Consider the following 22,933-nt stretch of genomic DNA (forward strand, 5'->3'; position numbering starts at 1 on the left):
ACTTTATTTCCGCCGATATGTACTAGCGCAAGATGGCTCATTCAGGTTAACGCGGAAGATATTGTAGTGTCGTTAGCCTCAAAAGAGTTTCAAGTCATTAAAGATGATTTTGAATGATTTTAAGTCAAAATGCGTTATTTTGGTCAGTTGGAGGAGAATGACCAATACCAAGCATCTTTTTACTATGTTTTAACTGTTCCCAAAGTGCTTCAATTTGGTTGTAAGCTTCTTCAGGAGAAAGTTTCCCAGAAGTCTCTAAATTAGCAATAATGCTTAGTTTTTGTGTAAATTCTTGAAGATTGGCATTAAACACGAGATTTTCCGGCTTAACTTTACCGTAGTATCGAGCATGAGGATAGATAAAATCATCTCTGTTTTTTGGATTAGATTGTTCCATAAATACACCTTATTAACTGTTTTTCTTTAATACCACTGAATTTTAAGTTTAACCTAATCTTAAGAATTGTCAAATTTTTAACAAAATTTATTTTGTGCAATGATACAGATAATTTAAAGACTCCTCAGAGTGAGAGGCGCGATCGGCTTGTATAGAATTAAATATTTTCTCTAAAATTATTTGATGAATAATCCCGAACTATATCCTGTTTTACTAGCCGAGGACAATAAGGCTGACTTGAAGTATACGTATCATCGGAACAGAAAACTGGGAGAAGCGATCTGACAGGAGTACTACAAAAGCTTTTAGGTGCTGAACTCCTTGTTTGGGCTTTAAGTCGTTGCTAGGCTCTCTTTTCAAATCGCCCAGGAACCACTCAATAAAATCTTTACACCATAAGCTTTTTAAGCTATTCCCGGTTTTCTGTTCCAATGATTCTCATGCCTCTAGACAATTAAAAATCTCCGAGCGCAAATTGTATCTCAAAAGGATAGCTTGCCATTAAATATAATACATAGGCACTCTTCTCAGCATTTCTTGTCGATGATACAAGTCTGAGAGTGTATACTTTTGCAAAATCGCAAAAGCTGCTTGATACCTTTCAACCCGTAAATTTTGTATTAAATTTTTCTCTATAGTTTCAGGTGAAGTAGACTTTGTTGATACAAGAGTATCTAAGTCTTCAACACAATTAAAAACGTCCAAAATTGTAATATCTTCAGGTTCTCGCGCTAGAAAATAGCCCCCTTGCGAGCCACGTATGCTCTTAACTAAACCGCCACGTTTTAAAGCTGTTAATAGTGATTCCAGATTGCGGTTGGCTAAACCTTGTAGCTCTTCTATCTCTTGCATTTGCAATGGTTCACTGCTGCCATGATTTTTTGTCAGCGCTAACAAGGCTAGTATTGAATATTTCAATTTGTTCGTTAGTTGCATTGGCACATAAAGTTATTACTCTTCTTTGTCACCAAGTATAGATCGGAATTTTAAAATAAATCGCATTTTTGTCAATACATCTAGAGATAGAAATAAATCTTGTATATTGTTAAGATAAGGTTATATGTTACATTAGTATGTGGGAGTATAAATTTATTCTTTTGACTTCAGGATGATGTTATTACAGACCGCAAAGTAGGAAACAAAGTTTTGATTTTACGACCTTTTACGTAGCTGGGAAAATTAGTTTTATCCGTGGTTAAGAAGTACTCTCCGGGACTACATCTAGCCTCAGATAGCTTATTCAAGTTAACGGAGAAGATATTGTAGTGTTGTTAGCCCCAAAAGAGTTTCCATTAATGACAGATAGATAGTTAAACACTATTGCAATTCACTTTTAGAAAAACCTTTCCTTTGAAATTTCAATACTCATACTTATAAATAGTCATATTTATATTACATAGCAATCGTGAGAAAATGGTGAGAAATTTGTAAATTATTGCAACTTTCAGAAAAACCATTTATTATAGCTTCCATAGTTTTATATCAATACATCACCCTCCTATAGCAGTCCTAAATGATTTACAAACACCTCTTCCTTGTCCTCCTTGTCTTCCTTGTCTCCCTTGTTTGGATCTCAAATAGGATTGCTATATAAGGCGCTCCCCGCTATAGCGTGTGGGGAACAAATTTTGCGTGCATTTTAGGTGCCAATTTTCGCCTTTATGTCTGGCAATCACACCCACCTCTGAAAGAGTGATGCCAAATAGCCTTACTTTTTGACCTTGATAACACGCACCTAGATCGCGATACGTGGTGGCAGTGCCAAACCAGCCACATCACTGGCTTCCAGTTTTGTGAGCCTTTAGTTGTGATTGTTTTGTAGTCCGGGCATCTCACCCGTCAAAGGAGCGGTTAACAACAGGTAAAACAAAACAGCTTGATTCAATACTACTAATTCCTCAGCAGATTTAATGCACTACTTGCATTTTGCATCAAACTATGGAAAGATTTTTTGTCAGAGACATTAAATACGGCAATTCAATCCGTTTTTAGTAGATTGAGAGCTATTTTAATCCGATACTGCAAGGGCTGAGAATATTAGTAGGTTGGGTTGAGGCTTTGCAAAACCCAACAAGGTCAGCAAAATGTTGGGTTTAAAAATGAAACCCAAGCTACACATTTTTATTTTTTCAGCAAAACCTCTGCAGTATTGCATTTGATAACCTTGGTAAAAAAACCAAAATTTATGGCTGCTACTCTGCCAACGTGGAGGTAGGGGATATTTTTTTGAGCATCTAAGAGGCTATTTGAAAAATATGAAAGTACTTTTTTCTTCACAACGTCGCACTGCATTAAAGCGGATGGTGCAATATGCCATGGTGGGATTTTTTACACTTTCGACATCTTTAGCAAGTTATCAAATCCATGTTCAAGCACAAACAAAACCTGGAGGATTTAAGTCAAAAGTCATTAACTTGGCTTACCAAACTTCTGGGGATATAGTTAAAGCCAAAAAAGTTGTAGAGCCACGATTTAAGGCATTAGGTGTAACGGTGAATTGGGTAGGACCATTCCCTGCAGGACCGCAATTAATCGAAGCAATGAATGCAGGTAAGGTTGATATTGGTAGTGTAGGAGAGACACCGCCAATATTTTCCCAAGCTGCAGGTATTACAGAAGTTATTTACATTGCAGGACGCACGCCCAGTAAAGGATTGGGTCAGGGTATTGTGGTGAGAGCTAATTCTCCGATTAAAAAAGTGTCAGATTTAAAAGGCAAAAAAGTTGCCTTTCAGAGGGGATCGAACGCACATTATTTACTAGCAAAAGCTTTGAAAGAGGTAAATCTAAAAATTACTGATGTTCAAGTCGTTGGTTTAACTCCATCTGAAGCCCGTGATGCTTTTATTCAAGACAAGGTAGAGGTTTGGGTAGCTGGCGATCCCTTTTTAGCTCTTGTGGAAAAAAGCATTCCTATTCGGAATCTCAGAAATGCAGGTGGTATTAACACCTTGAATGGATTTTATATTGCCAGACGTCAATTTGTCTCCGAGAATCCGGAATTGGTGCGAGTGTTTTTAGAGGAAGCAAACAAAGTAGGAGAATGGGCTGATAACAACCCAGCTGAAGCTGCCAAAGCTCTTGCTGGTGAGGTAAAAATTGACCCATCCGTTTTAGAAACAGTGACACGCCGAGCTGTTCGTCGGTTAAGAGCACTCACACCAGCCATCATTGCCGAACAACAGCAAGTTGCTGATTTCTATTTTCAGGAAAAAGTTATCCCTCGCAAGATAAATGTTCGGGATGCTGTACCTTCCGCTGAACTCTTACGAGCTATCACACCTTCAAAGCTTTATAGATGATAGATTTGCTTTGTCGTCCACCTCGTCTACCTCGTCCACCTCGTCTACCTCGTTCCCAGGTTCTACCTGGGAATGCAGTCTGCGAGGCTCTGCCTCGCCATACAGGAGGCGGAGCCTCCATGAAGGCATTCCCAGGCGGAGCCTGGGAACGAGAAAACGAGAAAGTACTTAATGAGTGGTCATGAATAAAATAACTTAATAATACGGTAAAACGACTAGTTAATGGTAATATATGAATGTTCTGGTGTAAATAATTAATCCTCAAAAATAGTTCCTACCTGTTCATCGAAGCCAGAGTCAAGTTCTTATGCAATTGCTAGAAACATTTAATACTAAACGCCTGAAGGCAAATCGTCTGTGTGTTGAGGATTACACTGAACTTTGTCTTATGCATAGCAATTCTATGGTAATGGCGACTCTGGGTGGTATCCGCACCAATAATGTAACACGGCAGTTTCTCCAAACAAACCTAAACCATTGGAACTGTTACGGTTTTGGATTATGGATGTTTCGAGACAAAGCTAACGGTGGATTTGTTGGTCGCGGTGGGCTTAGGAACACCCAAGTAGATGGTAAAGACGAGGTAGAGTTAGCCTATGCACTAATGCCTGAATTCTGGGGACAAGGGCTAGCGACAGAGATCGGTGAGGTTATCTTGACGCTAGGTTTTGAGCAACTTGGTTTGGCGGATGTAGTCTGCTACACCATGACAACGAACCAAGCATCACAGAAGGTAATGAAGAAGTTGGGATTCAAATATGAGCGCGACTTTATCAAAGCCAACTTACTTCACGTACTATTCCGTGTTACTGCTTCTACATGGAAGTTTCACTGTATGAACAACTCATTTATGGAAAACAGCTTTTCTAAGAGGATGTTTGAAAAGTGGTTGGCTGTCATTTTAATCACATTATTACCCCCCTTAGTCCCCCCTTATAAAGGGGGGAAACAAGAAAAATCCGGTTCCCTCCCCTTTACAAGGGGAGGGTTAGGGTGGGGTCAAAAATATTCGGAACACCCAAAAAATAATACAACTTTGTAACAAATTAATGGAGTCAGACTGTGGCTTTAACCAACCAAAGAGTCGATGTTCCAGTTATTGTTGATGAGTCCAAATGCCTGGAGAAATGTACGGCTTGTATTGAGGTTTGTCCCCTAGATGTTTTGGCAAAAAACCCAGAAACGGGCAAAGCGTATATGAAATACGACGAGTGTTGGTTCTGTTTACCCTGTCAGAAGGAATGCCCAACAAACGCAATTACAGTTCAAATTCCTTTTTTATTGCGGTGAGATTTTCAAATGACTGTGGATTCAGAATCTGAATTAAATCAATGGTTGGAAATGTTGCGATCGCCCAACGAAAGCGATCGCCTTGTTGCAGTTAAAGCCCTGCAACATTTAGGAGACGAAGATGCAACTGATGCTCTTATTGCTGTATTAAAAGACAAAAGCGTTACTGTACAAAAAATTGCCGTAACAGCTTTATGGGAGCTAGGCAATCCCGTTGCCGTTCCCGCTTTACTGGAATGTCTGGCTTCACCGGAAGAAGACATTCGTAGCGAAGCATTGTCAGCCATGGGTGAGCTAGTATCCTCCGAACATTTGCAATTGTTGCTCAGCGCTTTACAGCAACAGGACATTAACTTACAACTGAATGTGCTGATTCTCTTACGGAAGATTCATGATGCTCAGTCATTTCCTGCGGTACTCAGTTTTTTTGAATCAGAGCATCCCCAACTGCGAGAAACTGCTGTCACAACTCTCCGCTATCTCAATCAAGTCAAGCAATGTCCACAAGCTTTACTTCTGTTAAATGACTCAAAAGATAATGTACGCCGTGAAGCTGCTCTGACTTTAGGGCATTTAGCTGATGAAGGTGTTGTGGACTTACTCAGTCAATCGCTAACTTCTGACACAGATTGGCAAGTGCGTCGCAATGCGGCTAAGTCTCTCGCAATTCACGCTCATCCTAAAGCAATTCCATTTGTCGAAAAAGCTTTGAAGGATGAACACTGGCAAGTTCGGAAATTTGCCATACAAGTGTTGCACAAATTACCAGATACCAAATTATTACCTGCACTGATTGCAGCATTGACCGATAAATATTCAGATGTTAGAAAAGAGGCAGCGATCGCTCTCGGTTATCTGAGCGATCCTAACGCCCTCTACGCCCTCAAGCAAGCACTAGACGATCCCGACAGAGAAGTGAGTATACAAGCTCAACGAGCAATTCAAAAGATTAATTGAGGCGGACATAGCGATAAGCTGGGTAAAGCTTGCGCTTCGCGAACGCTGAAGGAATAACTTTTGATTATTTTTTTTATAAAGAAAAATATTTGATTGAATTGACTGAAAACCTCTAAAGTAAAAATTAACTGAAAAAAGAAATTTGAACAACAGTAGAACTGACCAATTCAAGTCGAGGCAACAAGCAAAAGTCCAGTAATAGAAAGAGATTTCTATGGATTTTACTAGTGCCGAACTTGAAGTGATTTTTTTGGCATTGCTATCAATAATTTCATGCAAATAAAAATCGCAATCAGAAAACTGTAGTCTTTCTGTGCATACATCAAAAAAGGGGGATGAATTGTGAACATCCTAGAATTTTCGCTGCTAATTTGTATTGGCTCATTCATAGCTGGCTTTTTAGGAGCACTGACTGGCTTAGGGGGTGGAGTCGTTATTGTTCCTTTATTAACTTCGGTATTTGGAATTGATATCCGATACGCTATTGGTGCTTCACTCGTGTCTGTCATCGCAACTTCTTGCGCTGCAGCATCTACATATATTAAGAAAGGCTACACTAATCTGCGGTTAGGAATGTTTTTAGAAGTAGCAACAATAACCGGAGCACTCATTGGAGCAATGATAGCTTCTTTAATTTCTGTCAAAGCGCTCACAATCGTGCTTGCTATTGTTCTACTTTATTCAGCTTACCTGTCAGGACAACCCAGATCCGAACACACTGACAATAAGTCACCCGATCCCCTAGCAATTAATCTCAAGCTCAATAGTACCTATCCAACTCCTGTTGGACTCATGTCTTACCAAGTTTATTCTGTATCAATTGGGTTTTGTGTAATGGTAATTGCTGGAGTAATTTCTGGCTTACTTGGCATTGGTTCGGGAGCATTCAAAGTTTTGGCAATGGATCGAGCTATGGGTATCCCGTTTAAAGTTTCCACAAGCACTAGTAATTTTATGATTGGTGTGACAGCAGCCGCATCGGCGGGTGTATACCTAGCGTGGGGTTATATCGAGCCGGGAGTGACGATGCCAGTAATGTTGGGTGTCTTACCTGGTGCTTTGTTAGGAGCCAAAGTTTTAGTTGGGGCTAATACTCAAACTCTCAGAATAGTCTTTAGTCTAATGTTAGCAGTCATGGCATTGAAAATGGTTTACAACAGTCTAGCAGGAGGATTATAAGATGCATCTATCCAATTTTCATCAGATTCACAGTGAAGATAATGATGAACGCAATATCTCTGAATCCGCATTTCAAACTGACTGTACGAAAACATCTAGCGAACAGCAATTTGAACAGTTTCTTGGCAATTTCTTAAAGTTTGGCATTTTCATTGCTTGCTTTACAGTCTTATTGGGTGGAATTCTCTACTTAATTCGCTCTGGGACAGAACCAGTTAACTATCAGTTTTTTTTAGGACAACCATCAGTTTTAGATGCCCCCAACCTTGTCCTTAAAGGCATTTTGTCAGGGAACCATAATAGTATTATTGTATTTGGGCTTTTACAATTAATAGCTATTCCTGTGATTCGCGTAGCACTTTCAGTTTGTGCTTTTGTACAGCAAAGAGACTCGATCTACACAGTAATGACATTGCTTGCACTCTCAGGGCTTATTTATAGCTTTATAGCAGCATATTAATTCTGTAGAACTTTCATAACTGAAAATTATTGGTTTCAAAAAAAAATCTGTTTGCTTCTAAAAGCTAGAAAACCTAAAGTAAAACTAAGCTTTCAAATAGATTGAAACCAAGACAGCATAATTGATTTCTTCACGTGCAGACGACAACAAATTCTCCTATTAACACAATTCAGCTTTAAATGTCAATGAGCCAGTCTGCCTTCAAGTTTGCCAATAAACCTCATATTTCTCAAAAGGGAAAAATCATGAAACTTTTCAAAATTGTACTTGCAGTAGCAGTTTTGTTCGTGAATTTACTTGTCGCACAGCCTTCTTGGGCAGATCCTAGCTACAAGGAAAATCCCGATTACATTGAAGTGACAAAAACCATCAAAGAGTTGAGGAACAATGCTGAAGGTAATATTCCCGCAAATGTGCAACGCCAAATTGATGAATTAGAGTTTCAAAAAGCAGCGATAGAGTCAGGGACAGCTTGGGGACAATGCCGCAATGAGACTGGTGCTAACCTAGCAATCTACGGTACTGGTAGCGAAGAGTCTGAGGAATCTGGCAGTGCCAATCAACTTTACTTCTTAGGAAATGGGCAAACGACACCAGATCAATGGGATTGTCAAGGTATTTACCTGCCTAGTGATGTCAAAGTTGCTTCCTTAGATAAAAGTAGTGCTGTTGCTATCAAAATTATGGATGGTACACAACTTTTAGTCAAGAAAAACCCAGATACATCTGAATTGGAATTAAATCTTCCCAATCCTAAAGTTGTAAAACCAGGTGATAAGGACTGGTTTATTCCAAATGTATCGCAAGCTTTTGTTGAGACTCGCATTCCTAATACATTTACTGGTGGGGATAATGGCTAATTCTGACATTGTGACAAAAGCGATCCCAGAGAGATTGAATTAATTTTCTCAGGGACTAGTAGAGGACTAGAATTGATGACATCTGCGATTGAAAATATGTGAACTTCCAATTCTAGCCTCTCTTTCTCTCAAAAAACTATTCAGTAATCAAGCTCTAAGTATAGCGATCGTTGGAGAAATAAAATGTTAGAACAGTTAACCGGACACCTCAGTGTAGACTTATCAATCAAGACAATTGGAATTTTACTAGTACTAGTTGCATTAGAAACTGTTCTCTCTGCTGATAATGCAGTTGCCTTAGCAGCTATAGCTCAAGATATTGAAGAACCAGAACTTCAACAGAGAGCTTTAAATTGGGGATTAATCATTGCCTTGATTTTGCGAATTTCTTTACTGTTTACAGCTACATGGGTTATTCAGTTTTGGCAGTTTGAATTAGGTGGTGCGCTCTATCTTTTGTGGTTATCTCTAAAGCATTTTTGGAACTATTTTGTTCCCAATGCAACTGTAGAAGAACACATCGATCGCTCTACAAAACAGAGAAATTGTGCATTTGGGCAAATTATTCTCTTAATTGCTTTGACAGATCTGGCATTTTCTCTAGATAGTGTCACAGCTGCAGTAGCAGTCTCCAGTCAGACATGGTTGGTGATGACTGGTTGCATCATTGGTATGATTGCTCTCAGATTTATGGCGGGCTTGTTTGTGCGTTGGCTTTCTGAGTATGCTTATTTGCTAGATGCTGCTTATTTAACAGTATTTGGCGTAGGAATTAGATTAATGTTTAAAGCATTAATTCCAGACCATGTACCGCCTCAATGGATAATGCTCACACTGATTGTAGTTCTATTTACCTGGGGATTTTCTAAGCGTGTGACACCAGAAGTTGAGTCTGTATTCAGTGTTGACAACTTAGAAAAAAAAAGGAGAAAAATTTTGTTTTAGTTCCAAGAATTGAAGTGATGAGGAGAGAAATCATGACAGAGAATTCTAATCAAACTGCTGTTTTAGAAATTGAAGAGACGATAAGCGGTAAAGATAATTTGAAGGAAGTCAATTCTACTTCTCCACCCAATAAAGACATTCAAGCTCTTGTTAGAATTGTTTTTTTCCTATGCGCTTTAACTATCATTTGTAGCTTTTTTGTAATTGTCAATCCAGGGCAGCGAGGAGTCCTGATGAGGTTTGGAGAGGTACAACCGGAAATTCTTAGTGAAGGAATTCATTCGGTACTCCCAATTGTTAATACTGTAGAGAAGCTAAGCGTGAGAGTGCAGAATCAGGAAATTTCTACAGAGGCTTTATCTAAAGATTTGCAAAATGTTCACACAGATGTCGCTTTGAATTGGCACATAGCTCCGGAGAAAGTGAACTTAGTTTTTCAGCAGGTAGGAAATCAACAAGCTATTGTTCATCGCATTATTAATCCGGCTGTCAAAGAAGTCTTAAAAGCAGTCATGGCAAGGTATACAGCTGAAGAAATTATCACGACACGTACAGAGGTAAAAGCTGAAGTCGATAAAGCTTTAACGTCTCGATTAGGAACTTACCATCTAGACATAGATGATATTTCTCTGGTAAATATTCAATTTTCACAACAGTTTAATAAGGCAGTAGAAGCCAAACAAATTGCCGAACAAGAAGCCAAACGTGCGGGATTTCTAGCTATGAAAGCAGAAAATCAAGCCACAGCAAAAGTCAATTTAGCTCGAGGAGAAGCTCAAGCCCACCAATTAATTGTTAAGTCTCTAACACCAGCAATTTTACAAAGACAAGCGATCGCGAAATGGGATGGTAGAATGCCTTGGATCTCAGCAGGTGGTGGTGACAATACCAGACTCTTTCAATTAGAACTTGATGAAATTGTCAAAGCAGCCCAGAAAAATCCCAATCAAGAAAGAGTCGAATCTCGTTCTGAACTGACTTCTGCACTTCTTCATGAAAAATAATTATACCAATTTGAACAAAGAATGCGACAGATAGTTGGTTGAAATCAAGTCTAGGCATGAGTTTCTCAATCCAAAATCTAAAATCTAAAATCCAAAATGGATGACTTCATCAGCGCGATTTCAACTGGCTTTGCTGCCTTCACTGCTACCAATTTAGACGATATTGTCGTTCTGCTACTGTTTTTCTCACAAGCCAATGCAACTTTTCGTCATCACCACATAGTTGTAGGACAGTATCTCGGTTTTACAGCACTCGTGCTGGCGAGTTTACCTAGTTTCTTTGGTGGTAGGTTATTTCCAGAAGCTTGGATTGGACTTTTGGGTACGGTTCCAATTGCTATTGGTATAAATCGCTTGCTCAATCCGCAGAGTCATGAAGACGAAACTCCACTCCCCACAGAACAGTCTCAAAATTCCTGGTACTCTAGCTTGTTCTCACCCCAAACTTATGGAGTCGCTGCTGTTACCATCGCTAATGGCGGCGATAATCTCGGTATCTACGTGCCATTATTTGCTAGCAGTACGTGGGAAGATTTGGGAATTATTTTGACAGTTTTCTTTTCATTAGTTGCGGTTTGGTGCTACGCCGCTTATCGATTGACTCACCTCCCAACGCTTGCCCTACTTTTCACCCGCTACGGCAGTTATTTTGTTCCTTTTGTCCTAATAGGATTGGGGAGCTTCATTCTGATTCACAGCCATACTTTAGAAAATCGCGGTTTAACTGTTATTGCGGTAGGACTTATCGGTTTATGTTTGATGGTAGAGGCTAGGGATGCTTTCCGATATTCTGCATAACTCAACACGAACTGTATTGTTAGGAAAAATAAATCATCATGTTTGCGATTATCCGTCTTTCAATGTCTCTGTTAATTAACCCTCGCCCATTACTTTCTAAGTTTTACGACGCTTGCATTTCTTGCCTACCTAGTTCATGGGTAAGTTCTAAAGAAAACCTGAATTTTTTAGCTCAAAAGATAAAAGCATTTGCTTTGTTGTTTTTAGGTGTAAGTGTTATCTCTTCTGGTTCCATCTTGATTAAATTGAGTGAAGTAGAACTCAGCTCCAATGTGACTATATTTAATCGCTTTTGGATCGCTAGTTTAGTTTTTGGATTGTTGTCTGGATACAAAGCAATACGTCAACGATTTTTCAGCGATCGACCTGTTAAACAGCAGTCGTATACGAGTCACGATCTATTGCTACTCCTATGTGCTGGAATTTTTTGGGCTTAAGTTTCTCTAACTGCTTGGGTTTTACAGGAGTTCTTATCGGTCTGTACTTAGCTGTATCTAACCAAGTTGTTAATAATTCTCTTATGAAGCCGAACTTCCCCCTCAAGCACAAAGAGCTAACTCTTTTAACAAAGAATTTTCCATAAATTTTGTTTATCTTTTTAAAAAGTAATAATAATTGCTTTCGTTGGGGAGACAACCTAATATTGACAAGCAAGCGCTACCCATTAAAGATAAACTCTCTCCTAAACCACACTGACTTCTGAAAATAGAGCAAACCACAAGCAACTTTGAATCATTGTAACAACGCTTATGAATTGGCTAATTGCTACATTAATTACAGGGATATCTGTTGCTTTTGCAACTACCTTTGACGATAACATCTACTTGACGGCTTTCTTTGGAAAAGTCAACCAGATCTTTCGTCCCAAGCACGTTATTCTTGGTGAATTTGTTGGATTTACTCTATTGGTGATTGCTAGTCTCCCCGGTTTCTTAGGTGGTTTAGTTATTCCAGAAGCTTGGATTGGATTGCTTGGTATCCTCCCAATTATAATTGGTATCAGTAATCTGATGAGTCGAGAAAATGAAGCTGTACAAGATGTGTCAGTTGACTTTGGTCATTCAGTTAAATCTAGGCATCGGAAAAAATCATTATTAGCAACTTTAAGCGATCCTCAAACTTACCGCGTTTCGGCAGTCACCATTGCCAATGGAGGAAACAATATTGGCATTTACGTGCCGTTGTTTGCGACTAGCGATCTTCCCAGTCTGGGCGTGATTGTGTGTGTTTGCTATTTGACTGTTGGATTGTGGTGCTTCCTCTCTTACAACATGACTCGTAATCCTGTGATGGCTCCAGTTATAACCCGCTATGGTCGAAAAATCTTTCCGTTTGTGTTAATTTGGCTTGGGTTTTCCATCATGATGAAAAGTGGAACGTTTCAACTTATACCTGGTCTCGCAACGCTTTTCTCATAAGAATTGTGTTTTTGTTCGCTAACATATTTGTATGTGTAGCTGCGGTTACTATGGCTACAAATTCCAGAAAAAATAAGCACCTTCACCGTGTTGTATGTCCTATCAGTAGGACGGTGCTTAATAGTTTTTAACTTGACTTACTGTTAGAATATTGTAAAACAAACAGAATGGATCTTTATTGGGGCTATCTACTCCATGCATAAATCTAAGAACCGTTTGTTGATTGAGTTTTTACTTGGTATTATTCTCTGTATTCCACCAATTACTTTGTATTTATGGCATCTTAGCGAAGTTAAGGTAGCTTTAATCACTTACATTATATCTGTGCTAGTTATACAAGAACTAGTTTTTTCTGTAATAGATGCTAAAGGGAAGTAGCCTAGGTATAAAGATATAGAAAATTCCCCAACGCTATTACAGCTTTTTGAACATATAAACACTTGCCATTAATTAAGTATGTTCTGATACTGTCAGTTATTGTGTCAATAGGGATGAATTTACCTACAATGCTCTCAAACTGCACTTTAACTTGATTTTTGAAGTGAAAAGATGGTATCGTATCTATTAAAAATACTGTAAATTTATAGATTTATAGTACTTTATTAAAATCAAGTTTATATAGCGATCGCTATGTTTGAGGTTGTTGAACGCCTAGCGGCTGATTTTGCCACTCGTGCTGCTGCTTATGACCGAGATGCTTCTTTTCCTTTTGAAAACTTTGATGCCCTCCACCAAGCACAGCTATTGAGTTTAACTGTACCAGTGGAATTTGGCGGTCAAGCTGCTAGTTATTCCACAGTTTGTCGAGTCATTGAAACGATCGCAACTGGTGATGCTTCCACCGCTCTAGTGCTGACAATGCACTACTTACAACATGCTAACGCTGCTCGGACTCGGCGCTGGCATCCTGCTGTTTACGAGAGACTTTGCCGCGAGTCTGTCAATGGTATTGCCTTACTGAATGCTGCTCGCGTGGAACCAGAATTAGGCACGCCCGCCAGAGGTGGGCTACCTGCAACTATCGCCAAACGGATACCTGATGGGTGGCTGGTGACTGGTCACAAACAATACACCACGGGCAGTCCGATTTTAAGTTATTTTGTGGTGTGGGCGCGGACAGATGACGAAGAGCCGCTAGTAGGCAGTTTTCTTGTACCACGCGATCTCCCTGGTGTAAGGATTGTAGAAACTTGGGATCATTTAGGAATGAGGGCAACAGGTAGCCACGATCTCATCTTAGAAAATGTCTGCATTCCAACAGAGTATTCCTTGGATATCCGTCCTCTCAAAGGGTGGTCACCTGCCAATCCGCTGATGGTAGCTGGTGGCAGTTTGTTCCTGAGTGCATTGTACCAAGGAGTAGCGACGGCAGCGCGAAATTGGTTAGTTGGGTATTTGAATGAGCGCTCGCCCACCAACTTAGGTGCAAGTCTCGCCACTTTACCACGCTTCCAAACATCTGTAGGTGAAATTGAAGCATTATTATATGCTAACAATCGACTCATTTACAGTTTAGCAACGGATATCGATAAAGGTGAACGCGATACCAATGTGAATTTACAAGCCCAAACGGTAAAATATTTAACGACAAGCAACGCCATTCGTGCCGTACAAATTGCACTCGAACTGATTGGTAATCCAGGGTTATCTAAAAATAATCCTCTAGAAAGACATTATCGAGATGTTCTTTGTAGCCGCATTCACACACCCCAAAATGATGTGATTTGTTTGTCCTTGGGTAAATCAGCATTGGCAATGAAAAATCTCGTCTGAATTTCCTAAAAATGGTGAAGGTATGTTTCAATGAATGTTTTCTCTGCTTTAATGAGAATATCTCATCCTTTACCGCCAGGTCATTTCTCCCTGTACACTCTGGGGGTGATCGTCGTATCGCATCTAAGTTTCTATCTTGGAGTATACTTAGAGCTTAATTGTTTATATAACTTTATATAACGTTTTTCTCGTTACCTCTCTGTAAAGTTATTTACTATGCCATGATCGGAGATGAGACTTAGTTCGGTTAACAGCTTTTGTTTTTAGTATTAACAGGCTTTTTGTTTTTGGTATTGGCAAACTTTTCTCCGAAACTTAAATCTCCACACATTTATGATTTGGGAGACAATGTATGTCAGTTTATGTAGGCAATCTTTCTTATGAAGTTACAGAAGAACGTCTGAATGCTGTGTTTGCAGAATACGGTTCTGTCAAGCGAGTTCAGCTACCTACAGATCGTGAAACAGGTCGTTTACGCGGCTTTGGTTTTGTAGAAATGGGTACAGATGCTGAAGAAACAGCTGCTATTGATGCGCTTAATGGTGCAGAGTGGATGGGACGTGACTTAAAAGTGAACAAGGCTAAACCTAGAGAAGAAAGAGGCTCGTTTGATGGTAATCGAGGAAATAAGGGTTTTCGTAACCACTATTAAGGAAAATAAATTTAGCTGTTTAAGCTAACTCATGAGTCCAGTAAATTCATTGGGTTGAGTAGCAAATAAGGTAGTCAGGCTTGAGCGTATAAGTACGACTTTCACCTCGTGTCTATGGTAAAAACCACTGCAAGCAATCTCTGGTGGAACGCATTGTTTTGGAGTGGAACGCACAACAAAGCAAAAGTGAGCGATCGCCAGGAGACGAAGACGAGTAGCTTTCTTTTGTTTGAAAAGAAATGGTGAGCTTATGGCAACAGTAAATTATAAACTAACCGGGAAATATCTCCCACCGCAAATATTTATTTTGGGAATATGTTTTGTTCCTGGAGTGACTGAAATTAGCAGTGAGCAGGTCAATGAAATACGGCAATTTATTAAGAGCGATCGTTTGCTTCAGCATTATTTGGAGCAGAAAATTCTGAGCATCCGAGATTGAAGATTTGACCCTTTTGTACAGCCACATACAAAGTACTCTGACTCACGCCTAAATGCCTTGCTGCCTCTGCCAGTGAAACAGCTTGCTTCTGCATATACTGGTACCTTGAATAGGTTTATACTTCATTAACAGCATTCGGATAGAAAACAGACCTCTATGAATCTAGAGAGGTCTGTTTTTCTTAGGTACTATGTTATTGACTAGATTCATCATAAGTGAACGCGGTGAATAAGTGACGGCATTTTTATTTTTTTAGCAAAACCTACACAGTATTGCTTTGGGAACTCGAAAAGGACTTTCAATTCCATAGATAACTAGCTCCTATCTTGCACCAGCATCAAAACGATCTAGTTATTGACTTTCCGCAAGATGCTAATAGCTGATGACTCAACATTTACCAAACGGGAATCAGTCTTCCTTTATATTCTTTATTGATAAAATCTTTAACACTGGGATGAACAAGCAATTTGTTTAACTTTTGAATCTTTGCTTCGTTTTCTCGACCCTGTAATGTGACTAATGCCAAAGCATATTTCTTATCCTTAGCTGTTTCTTGTCCCATAGAATGAGGTTCTATTCCTGCAAGAGCAACAGTTTGAGCCGAGGAAACAATGAAGTCTACATCATTAATGGCTCGAACAACTTGTACCCCTTCTACCTCTTTAATTTTCAAGCTTTTGGGATTGGCGGCAATATCCCGTTGAGTCACAAATTCTTTAGCATTTTCTTTAAGTTTAATTAGACCATTAGCTGCTAATAACCTGAGTCCTCGGTCATTATTAATGACATCATTGGCAATTGTGACAGTTGCATTTTGGGGAATTTCGTTCACTGATTTGAATTTTTTAGAGAAAAGACCAAGTGTATTTAAATAAATTGTGTTCAATGCTACCAAATTGATTTTTAGTTCTTTAATAGCATTATTCATAAAAGGTTTATGTTGAAAGAAATTGGCATCAATGAATTTGTCTCTTAATGCTGTATTTGGCTGTATCCAGTCATTAAATTTTACAACCTCAATTTTTAATTTTTCTTGTTGAAGAAGATTCTTATTAACAAACTTTAAAATATCTTCAGAAACTATTCCGGTAACTCCAACTTTAATGATATCTTCTCCTTCAGTTGTGGAGGTTGTTCCTAAAAGTCGGCTGCAACCAGCAAACACGAGCGATGCAGTGAATACAGTTCCTGCTGTGAGAACAAAACGGCGACCAGTTGTTGTTAAAGGGGCTAAATTATGGTATTCGTTCATAAGTGGTTTCATGAGTTTGTATGGTTCCTAAGCTGCTATGACAAGCTGATTATTTTTTTCTCAATTGTCGTGCTAGCAAATCACCTAAAAACTGGATGAGTTGCACAAGAAAAATCAGCACTACAATTGTGGCGAACATGACTCCGACATCAAACCGTTGATAGCCATATTGAATGGCTAAATTACCCAAGCCACCACCACCCACTGCGCCAGCCATTGCTGAAGAATTGAGAAGACTGACAATTAAAATTGTCATGCCTAAAACAAGAGAGGGTAAAGCTTCTGGAATGAGAACTTTAAGGACAATTTGCCAATAGTTACAGCCCATTGCTTCTGCTGCTTCCACTAATCCTTTATCAACTTCAAGAATGCTAGTCTCAGCGATGCGGGCAAAGAAGGGAATAGCAGCAAGAGTGAGGGGAACGAGTGCAGCAGTACTACCGATAGAAGTGCCAACTATTAATCGCGTTAGGGGTGTGAGGACTACAAGTAAAATAATAAAGGGGAAAGAGCGTCCAGTATTGACGATCGCACTGAGGATCTGATTCAGTTTGGGAGAGTTGAGAAAGTTTCCAGGACTTGTCATAACTAGTAACAAACCCAGAGGCAAACCCAACAAGACAGCCACAACAGCTGAGATTCCCACCATATAAAAAGTTTCCAGTGTAGCTTGCCACAAACTGTTCAGCAGTTCCGATCCTTGCATTAATGTACCTCAACTGTATATTCTGAGTCGTGTAAGTATTCCAGTGCTTGCGTTACCTTGACTCCAGCAAGTTCGACTTGAAACTGACCGACAGGGCGATCGCCTAGAGTTTCGACGCTACCATTCAGGATATTGACATCAACATCAAAGCGACGTGCCAAGGTAGCAAATATAGGATATCTAGCAACTTCGCCAGCAAATGCCAAAGTTGCTAGAATTGTCCCCGGACGAGGTGCATAGTTTTTGCAACGCGGAAAAAACTCCTTGGCTAACTTTGAATCAGGTCGAGATGCCAAATCGCTGACGCGTCCTTGTTCAACGATCTTACCAGCATGGAGTATCGCCACACTATCACAAATTTGCTTAACGACACCCATTTCATGAGTAATCAGTAATATCGTCAATCCCATGCGCTTGTTAAGGTCGCGCAATAGTTCTAGAATTGAGCGAGTGGTTTGGGGATCGAGGGCTGAGGTGGCTTCATCAGAGAGTAATACCTTTGGTTCCCCCGCCAGCGATCGCGCAATACCAACCCGTTGTTTTTGTCCTCCAGAAAGTTGTGCTGGATAAGCATTTGCTTTACCTTCCAAACCCACTAGCCCCAGTAATTCTTCTACTTTTGCTTTACGCTTCAATTTGCTATAACCCATCACTTCTAGGGGAAAAGCGATGTTTTCTGCTACAGTTCTTGAACTGAGTAAATTAAAGTGTTGAAAAATCATGCCTATGCGTTGGCGTGCTTGACGCAAAGCAGCACCAGAAAGCATTGTCATTTCTTGACCATTGACTTTTACAAAACCCGATGTTGGCTTTTCTAACTGGTTGACACAGCGAATTAGAGTACTTTTACCTGCTCCACTTTGTCCTAAAACACCAAATATTTCACCTGCTTTAACTTGCAAATTCACACCATCTAATGCCACTACTTTTTGTTCGCCTTGATGATAGATTTTGTGTATATCAATCAACTCAATCATATACAAACATCCTTGTGTATTCTGAGAATCTCTGTTTTTTTCAATTAAGGAATTGGAAGCACAGCGCCTTGATACTTGTCTTTAATAAACTGCTTCACTTTGTCATCCCGTAGCAATTTATGAAGTTTTTGAATTCTAGGGTCTTTTTCTTTTCCAGCTAATGTGGTTAGAGTCACTGCATAAAGTGGATTTTGAGCAGACTCAATTGCCAATGCGTCTTTATCTGTCTTCATACCCGATTGCACAACCCAATTACCTGTAATTCCAGATAAATCTACATCAGGTAGAGTCGGGATTGCTTGGGAACCGGGTATTTCTTTGATTTGCAGATTTTTTGGATTCTCAATGATATCTTTGGGACTCGCTGGTTGAACATTTGGTTTGAGCTTGATTAACTTTGCTTCTTCTAACACCTTGAGGGCGCGATGAGCATTGCTAACATCATCAGGAATTGCAACTAAAGCATTCTGGGGAATTTCTGCGAGAGATTTATGTTTTTTAGAAAATATTCCCACAGGATTCAAATGTATTTGGGGAGTAAAGGCGTACATATTTATGTTTTTCCGCTTGCCAAAATCTTCCATAAAGGGGATATGTTGGAAGTAATTAGCATCGATTTGCCCATCTTTCAAAGCAGTGTTGTTTTGTACTGAATCGTTAAATGTCACGATTTCAATGTCTAATTCTGCTTGCGGTGCCAAATTTTTTTTCACAAATTCCAAAATCTCCCCTGCAGGTACGGGTGTCACTCCTACTTTGATTTTCGCTTTAGTCCCAGTGACAACTGCATTTGCAGCTGTTTTAGCAGTGGGATTGGATGCTGTGTTAGTTGTGCCGTTATTTTGAAGTACACTACAGCTAGTAAAGACTGTAGCAGTGAAGGAAGTGGCTGCTATGAGAAAGAAGCGGCGGTTAATTTTGAAATTCATGCGATCGCCTATCATCAATATTTTCAGGATTTAAAACTTATTTTTTATCTTGAGCATAGATATGGAAATTATCACTTTCGTGAGGTACAAGAAAAAAGAACTAACCGCTGATGAACGCTGATGGATGCTGATAAATTTGTACCTCAATAGACTGGGAAGTGCTAGATTAAAGCTATTGTGAATGCATCTTCTTAGAGTTTGAATTAAATTTTTTCTTATGAATGTTTTGTGGTGTCTGAATAACCTGCTTGGAAGGATTTTTGTGCAGGAACGCAATTCCTATACCTAAACAGAAGCTAATAAAAAATAGGACAGTAAAAGCTTGAATTTCAGGTTGAGTGAATAAATACCACAAGCTGCTTATCTCTGAATGAGTCATTAAAAAATGCATAAATTAGATATTTCGTGACATACTAATTTTCAAAAAGCCCCCCTGAAATAGGGGGGAAATAACAGAGAGAAAACTTTTGACAAAGGATTGCAGGTTAAGCTACAAGTGCCAAAGAACGCACTCGCGGCATGACTTCTTCAGAAAACCGTTTCATTTCTGGGGCAAAAGGTTGGAATTGCAGCATGAAAGTATCAATACCCACGCCGACAAAATCTGCAATTCTTGCTGCTACAGTATCATAGCTTCCAACTAGCCCTGCTGCTGTACCACCATTGCTTCCTACACTTACATACTTCGCCATATTTTTAAACATAACTACCTCTGGCTCGACACCTTTCAACAACTCGGTTCTGTCGTCTTTTTTTGTGAGTTCAAGAAGATATTCATATTCTGCTTGAGCTTCGGTGTCAGTAGGTCGGGCAATAACAAAAGCTGACATAGCAAACTGTAGGGGTTGAGATTTTTGCCGAGCTCGCTTTCTCACATCAGCAATGGTTTCCCGCACCACTTCTAACGGACGACCATTTAGAAAAAACACATCTGCTGCTTGCATTGCTAGATTTTTTGCAGCGTCTGACTCTCCCCCCAGGTATACACGGGGATGAGGGTGTGCTACCGGACGCGGGCGCAAACATAAATCAGTAATATAAAAACTATCGCCTTGGAAATTCACTCGTTCCCCGCTCCACAGCGCTTTCACGACCTGAAGCCACTCCTTGGAATAACGGTAACGCTCATCGTGGGGAAGGAAATTTATACCAGACTTTTGCAGCTCTGGCATAAACCAGGCACTGACTAAATTGATTGCAAATCGTCCGTTGCTAATCGCATCAATATTTAATGCCATCTTTGCTAGAACGACCGGATGAAATAGCAAAGGCTTAACTGCAGCGATGATTTCAATGGATTGAGTTGCTTCCGCTAAGGCGGCTGCGGTTGTCCAAGTTTCTAGCTGATCTAATTCTTGATTTCTAGGATTAATAATGTGTTCGGCGATGAGAGTGGTAGTAAACCCATATGCTTCTGCCAGTTGGATGAGCTGCTTTGCCCTTTTGTAGCTGGCTTCACAAGGTTCTTGGGGGTGGTTCATCGCGCCACAATTACCGTAAACGGGAATCCAAATCCCGTAGCGTGGCTGAGACATAGATCTACAACCCTCTTTGACTAGGGGGTAATATCTTCTGGCGTTTGAGGTCGATAGAACTTTTAACGCACGACTTATTGGTGTTTAAAAACTACGATAAATTGGTAGCTTTGGTGTAGTATTGTCCTATAATATTTTCACAAATAGCTGAGAAAAGCAATGGGGGAGGATAAATAAAATTTAAAGTTATCAGTTTTTCTCTTAAAAATGTGTTGGATTTGACAAAATTTTGTAGCTTTGTTTATGCGTGAGTTTACACACATTTGTAGGGGCGCAAGGCTGCCGCGCCCTTACCAATGGTGTGGTTCATTTAGGTGGAAACTGCTGTTAGTTGTGCGATCGGCTTTGTTTTGCTTACTTATCTGTCTGATTTCAAGCAAGTTCATTTTCTATATCTATCTAAGGTGAAATACGAATGAAAACTATCTTTGCCAAGACGTTCTCGATCGCCACAATCGCTGCTTCTATGTCAATGGCTTCCTTGGCGATCGCAGTACCTACCATGGCAGCATCATTCACACCATTTTCATTTAAAACTAATGTCACGGCTACTCCGATTAACGACCTACAGGTAATTTATTAAATGACCCCACAAGAGATATCCGGTTAAACTCAGTGGAGTTTAATGGAAACACAATTAACAATTTTGAGCTTGTCCGGCAAGCAAAGATTCTTCAAAACGATACCTACAGACTCGAAGATGGAAGTGTACTCGGCGTACTCCATTCAGGGCGAGGTCCCAATACCCCTAGCGACAACTTGCTTGGAGAAGGACCCTCAAAACCCAATCCAACTGCTCAAGATATTGTTGATAGTTTGGGTAACTTAAATCTGAATAGCATTTTAGTAACCCGTGAAAATGCAAACAAAGCAAGTATTGAAGTCTCCTGTAAACTACTTACACTGATTGTTAGAGTCGATGGGGGCTATTATACCCCGCACCTCTCTGTTAAATCTGGACGTGCAACTTTCATCGCATCCAGCTTCCGACGTTCTTACCTTGCGGTTTTGCTCATGTGCAGGTAATCGTGACAGCTTTCATGAATTGCTATCAGATTGGGTTTCTTCCAGTTGGCATGGTTCCCATCGACATGGTGGAGATGAACTCTTTCGTCCGTTAGGAATTTCAGCCCACAGGCTGCACAAGTATGGTTCTGCCGTTTTAGGGATTCAGAGGTTTCGTTATCGTAGAGTTTGCTATTACGCTCGCTCCAGTACACTAAGTCGCCATCAAAGGGGGATTTATTTCCTTTAACTTTGACAAAACTGTTTTCGGAGTAGGAAACTTTAGGGAACGCTTTTTCAACTAGTTTCTTGGCTGATTGGCGTGTTTGTTTTGCTTCCTTATTAAATACCTTGAATGCTCTGTTGTTGATGTGCCATAGAGAGAACCTAGACCCATCCATCTTGCAGTAGCGGTGGTAATTCCTCCAGCCTCTGATTATCGGCGCTAGCTTTTCAGCTTTCGCTTTGGCACCATAATTTGAGTTGTTGACGACGGCTTTGACTTTCTGACGGAACTTTTTGAAGTTATCCGTTGATGGGACACATCTGAACTTTCCGTTGGATTGCACTTTGAAATACCATCCGAGAAAATCAAATCCGTCTGTCGCAGCGGTTAGTTTGGTCTTCCTTTCGCTAATCTTCATTCCTCTGTCGGCGAGAAACTTACTGATTGAGTCAAGTATCTTTTCAGCGTCATCTCCGGGCTTGAGTATAACTACCATATCGTCGGCGTATCGGATGACTTGTGATGCCATGTAGGTTCCGTCTTCCTGTTTGCTTCCGGTTTTGGTTTTATGTACATCCTCGATTCCGTTGAGCGCGATGTTCGCGAGTAGAGGACTCACCACTCCCCCTTGCGGGGTTCCTTGTTCAGGGAATTCTAGATTGACTCCGGCTTTGAGACATCGGAAGATTCCTTGTCTTATGCTGCGAGTAGCGATGAGTCTGTCCATAATTGCTGAGTGGTTTATCCTGTCGAAAGTGGGTAGCTAGCTAGCGAGGTTTCCAATTATTGGCTCCTTTTCCAACTAGCCCCCGCCGAACCGTGCTTACGA

The 22,933-nt window shown here is 40.1% G+C and carries 24 protein-coding genes and 1 pseudogene; 16 read left to right on the top strand and 9 right to left on the bottom strand.

Annotated elements, in window-relative coordinates:
- Positions 1–124: 124 nt before the first annotated feature.
- Together F7734_RS27425 and F7734_RS27430 are read right to left on the bottom strand one after the other, a co-directional pair.
- Positions 125–397, bottom strand: coding sequence for a hypothetical protein (locus F7734_RS27425; RefSeq protein WP_155747774.1), 273 nt, complete (start codon positions 395–397; stop codon positions 125–127).
- A gap of 501 nt (positions 398–898) precedes the next feature.
- Positions 899–1,333 carry an Rrf2 family transcriptional regulator gene (locus tag F7734_RS27430; protein WP_155747775.1) on the bottom strand — a complete coding sequence of 145 codons (435 nt, stop codon included), beginning with the start codon at positions 1,331–1,333 and terminating at the stop codon, positions 899–901.
- A 1,319-nt stretch (positions 1,334–2,652) separates the two neighbouring features.
- Between F7734_RS27430 and F7734_RS27435 the strand changes: the two genes are divergently transcribed.
- The 15 genes from F7734_RS27435 (at position 2,653) to F7734_RS27505 (ending at position 15,474) form a co-directional block, all read left to right on the top strand.
- The gene (locus F7734_RS27435; RefSeq protein WP_155747776.1) at positions 2,653–3,699 is read left to right on the top strand and encodes an aliphatic sulfonate ABC transporter substrate-binding protein; all 1,047 of its coding nucleotides are present in this window, start codon (positions 2,653–2,655) and stop codon (positions 3,697–3,699) included.
- A gap of 307 nt (positions 3,700–4,006) precedes the next feature.
- Positions 4,007–4,741 (top strand): GNAT family N-acetyltransferase, encoded by a 735-nt coding sequence (locus F7734_RS27440; protein ID WP_207714226.1) that lies wholly within the window; start codon positions 4,007–4,009, stop codon positions 4,739–4,741.
- A gap of 20 nt (positions 4,742–4,761) precedes the next feature.
- Positions 4,762–4,989, top strand: coding sequence for a ferredoxin family protein (locus tag F7734_RS27445; RefSeq protein ID WP_166482183.1), 228 nt, complete (start codon positions 4,762–4,764; stop codon positions 4,987–4,989).
- Positions 4,990–4,998: 9 nt separating this feature from the next.
- On the top strand, positions 4,999–5,946 hold the full coding sequence (locus tag F7734_RS27450) for a HEAT repeat domain-containing protein (RefSeq protein WP_155747777.1): 948 nt from the start codon (positions 4,999–5,001) through the stop codon (positions 5,944–5,946).
- Positions 5,947–6,288: 342 nt separating this feature from the next.
- Entirely contained in the window at positions 6,289–7,125 is an 837-nt protein-coding gene (locus F7734_RS27455; protein WP_166482184.1) for a sulfite exporter TauE/SafE family protein, read from the top strand.
- A gap of 1 nt (position 7,126) precedes the next feature.
- On the top strand, positions 7,127–7,585 hold the full coding sequence (locus tag F7734_RS27460) for a DUF1634 domain-containing protein (protein ID WP_155747778.1): 459 nt from the start codon (positions 7,127–7,129) through the stop codon (positions 7,583–7,585).
- 245 nt (positions 7,586–7,830) lie between these two features.
- The gene (locus tag F7734_RS27465) at positions 7,831–8,445 is read left to right on the top strand and encodes a hypothetical protein (protein ID WP_155747779.1); all 615 of its coding nucleotides are present in this window, start codon (positions 7,831–7,833) and stop codon (positions 8,443–8,445) included.
- Positions 8,446–8,628: 183 nt separating this feature from the next.
- On the top strand, positions 8,629–9,390 hold the full coding sequence (locus tag F7734_RS27470) for a DUF475 domain-containing protein (RefSeq protein WP_155747780.1): 762 nt from the start codon (positions 8,629–8,631) through the stop codon (positions 9,388–9,390).
- Positions 9,391–9,422: 32 nt separating this feature from the next.
- Complete coding sequence (locus F7734_RS27475) at positions 9,423–10,394, top strand: prohibitin family protein (RefSeq protein WP_243147121.1); 972 nt, start codon at positions 9,423–9,425, stop codon at positions 10,392–10,394.
- Positions 10,395–10,490: 96 nt separating this feature from the next.
- Positions 10,491–11,192, top strand: a complete 702-nt coding sequence (locus F7734_RS27480) for a cadmium resistance transporter (protein ID WP_155747782.1) — start codon at positions 10,491–10,493, stop codon at positions 11,190–11,192.
- Between the two features lie 38 nt (positions 11,193–11,230).
- Positions 11,231–11,629, top strand: a complete 399-nt coding sequence (locus F7734_RS27485) for a hypothetical protein (protein WP_155747783.1) — start codon at positions 11,231–11,233, stop codon at positions 11,627–11,629.
- 312 nt (positions 11,630–11,941) lie between these two features.
- A complete protein-coding gene (locus F7734_RS27490) occupies positions 11,942–12,610 on the top strand; it encodes a cadmium resistance transporter (protein WP_155747784.1) in 669 nt (222 codons plus the stop codon).
- Between the two features lie 630 nt (positions 12,611–13,240).
- Complete coding sequence (locus F7734_RS27495) at positions 13,241–14,383, top strand: acyl-CoA dehydrogenase family protein (RefSeq protein ID WP_155747785.1); 1,143 nt, start codon at positions 13,241–13,243, stop codon at positions 14,381–14,383.
- A 352-nt stretch (positions 14,384–14,735) separates the two neighbouring features.
- Positions 14,736–15,035: an RNA-binding protein gene (locus F7734_RS27500; protein ID WP_155747786.1), complete on the top strand. Its 300-nt coding sequence runs from the start codon at positions 14,736–14,738 to the stop codon at positions 15,033–15,035.
- A gap of 250 nt (positions 15,036–15,285) precedes the next feature.
- Positions 15,286–15,474 carry a hypothetical protein gene (locus F7734_RS27505; protein ID WP_155747787.1) on the top strand — a complete coding sequence of 63 codons (189 nt, stop codon included), beginning with the start codon at positions 15,286–15,288 and terminating at the stop codon, positions 15,472–15,474.
- A gap of 394 nt (positions 15,475–15,868) precedes the next feature.
- On the opposite strand, the gene F7734_RS27515 is transcribed toward F7734_RS27505, so the two are convergent.
- From F7734_RS27515 to F7734_RS27540, 6 genes are all read right to left on the bottom strand, one after another.
- On the bottom strand, positions 15,869–16,738 hold the full coding sequence (locus F7734_RS27515) for a MetQ/NlpA family ABC transporter substrate-binding protein (RefSeq protein WP_155747789.1): 870 nt from the start codon (positions 16,736–16,738) through the stop codon (positions 15,869–15,871).
- 37 nt (positions 16,739–16,775) lie between these two features.
- Positions 16,776–17,432 carry a methionine ABC transporter permease gene (locus F7734_RS27520; RefSeq protein ID WP_155747790.1) on the bottom strand — a complete coding sequence of 219 codons (657 nt, stop codon included), beginning with the start codon at positions 17,430–17,432 and terminating at the stop codon, positions 16,776–16,778.
- Entirely contained in the window at positions 17,432–18,409 is a 978-nt protein-coding gene (locus F7734_RS27525) for an ATP-binding cassette domain-containing protein (protein WP_155747791.1), read from the bottom strand. Before F7734_RS27525 ends, F7734_RS27520 begins: the two co-directional genes overlap by 1 nt.
- A 44-nt stretch (positions 18,410–18,453) precedes the next feature.
- Positions 18,454–19,353: a MetQ/NlpA family ABC transporter substrate-binding protein gene (locus tag F7734_RS27530; protein ID WP_155747792.1), complete on the bottom strand. Its 900-nt coding sequence runs from the start codon at positions 19,351–19,353 to the stop codon at positions 18,454–18,456.
- A gap of 470 nt (positions 19,354–19,823) precedes the next feature.
- Complete coding sequence (locus F7734_RS27535; protein WP_155747793.1) at positions 19,824–20,873, bottom strand: LLM class flavin-dependent oxidoreductase; 1,050 nt, start codon at positions 20,871–20,873, stop codon at positions 19,824–19,826.
- A 399-nt stretch (positions 20,874–21,272) separates the two neighbouring features.
- Positions 21,273–21,419: a hypothetical protein gene (locus tag F7734_RS27540; protein ID WP_155747794.1), complete on the bottom strand. Its 147-nt coding sequence runs from the start codon at positions 21,417–21,419 to the stop codon at positions 21,273–21,275.
- Between the two features lie 69 nt (positions 21,420–21,488).
- Here F7734_RS27540 and F7734_RS27545 point away from each other — a divergent pair, with 69 nt between their 5' ends.
- Positions 21,489–21,899, top strand: coding sequence for a hypothetical protein (locus F7734_RS27545; protein WP_155747795.1), 411 nt, complete (start codon positions 21,489–21,491; stop codon positions 21,897–21,899).
- Here F7734_RS27545 and F7734_RS27550 read toward each other — a convergent pair.
- Positions 21,869–22,858: pseudogene (locus F7734_RS27550) on the bottom strand (reverse transcriptase domain-containing protein); the annotation flags it as partial. The gene F7734_RS27545 and the pseudogene F7734_RS27550 sit on opposite strands and share 31 nt — an antisense overlap.
- Positions 22,859–22,933 lie beyond the last annotated feature (75 nt).

The organism is Scytonema sp. UIC 10036, assembly GCF_009725235.1.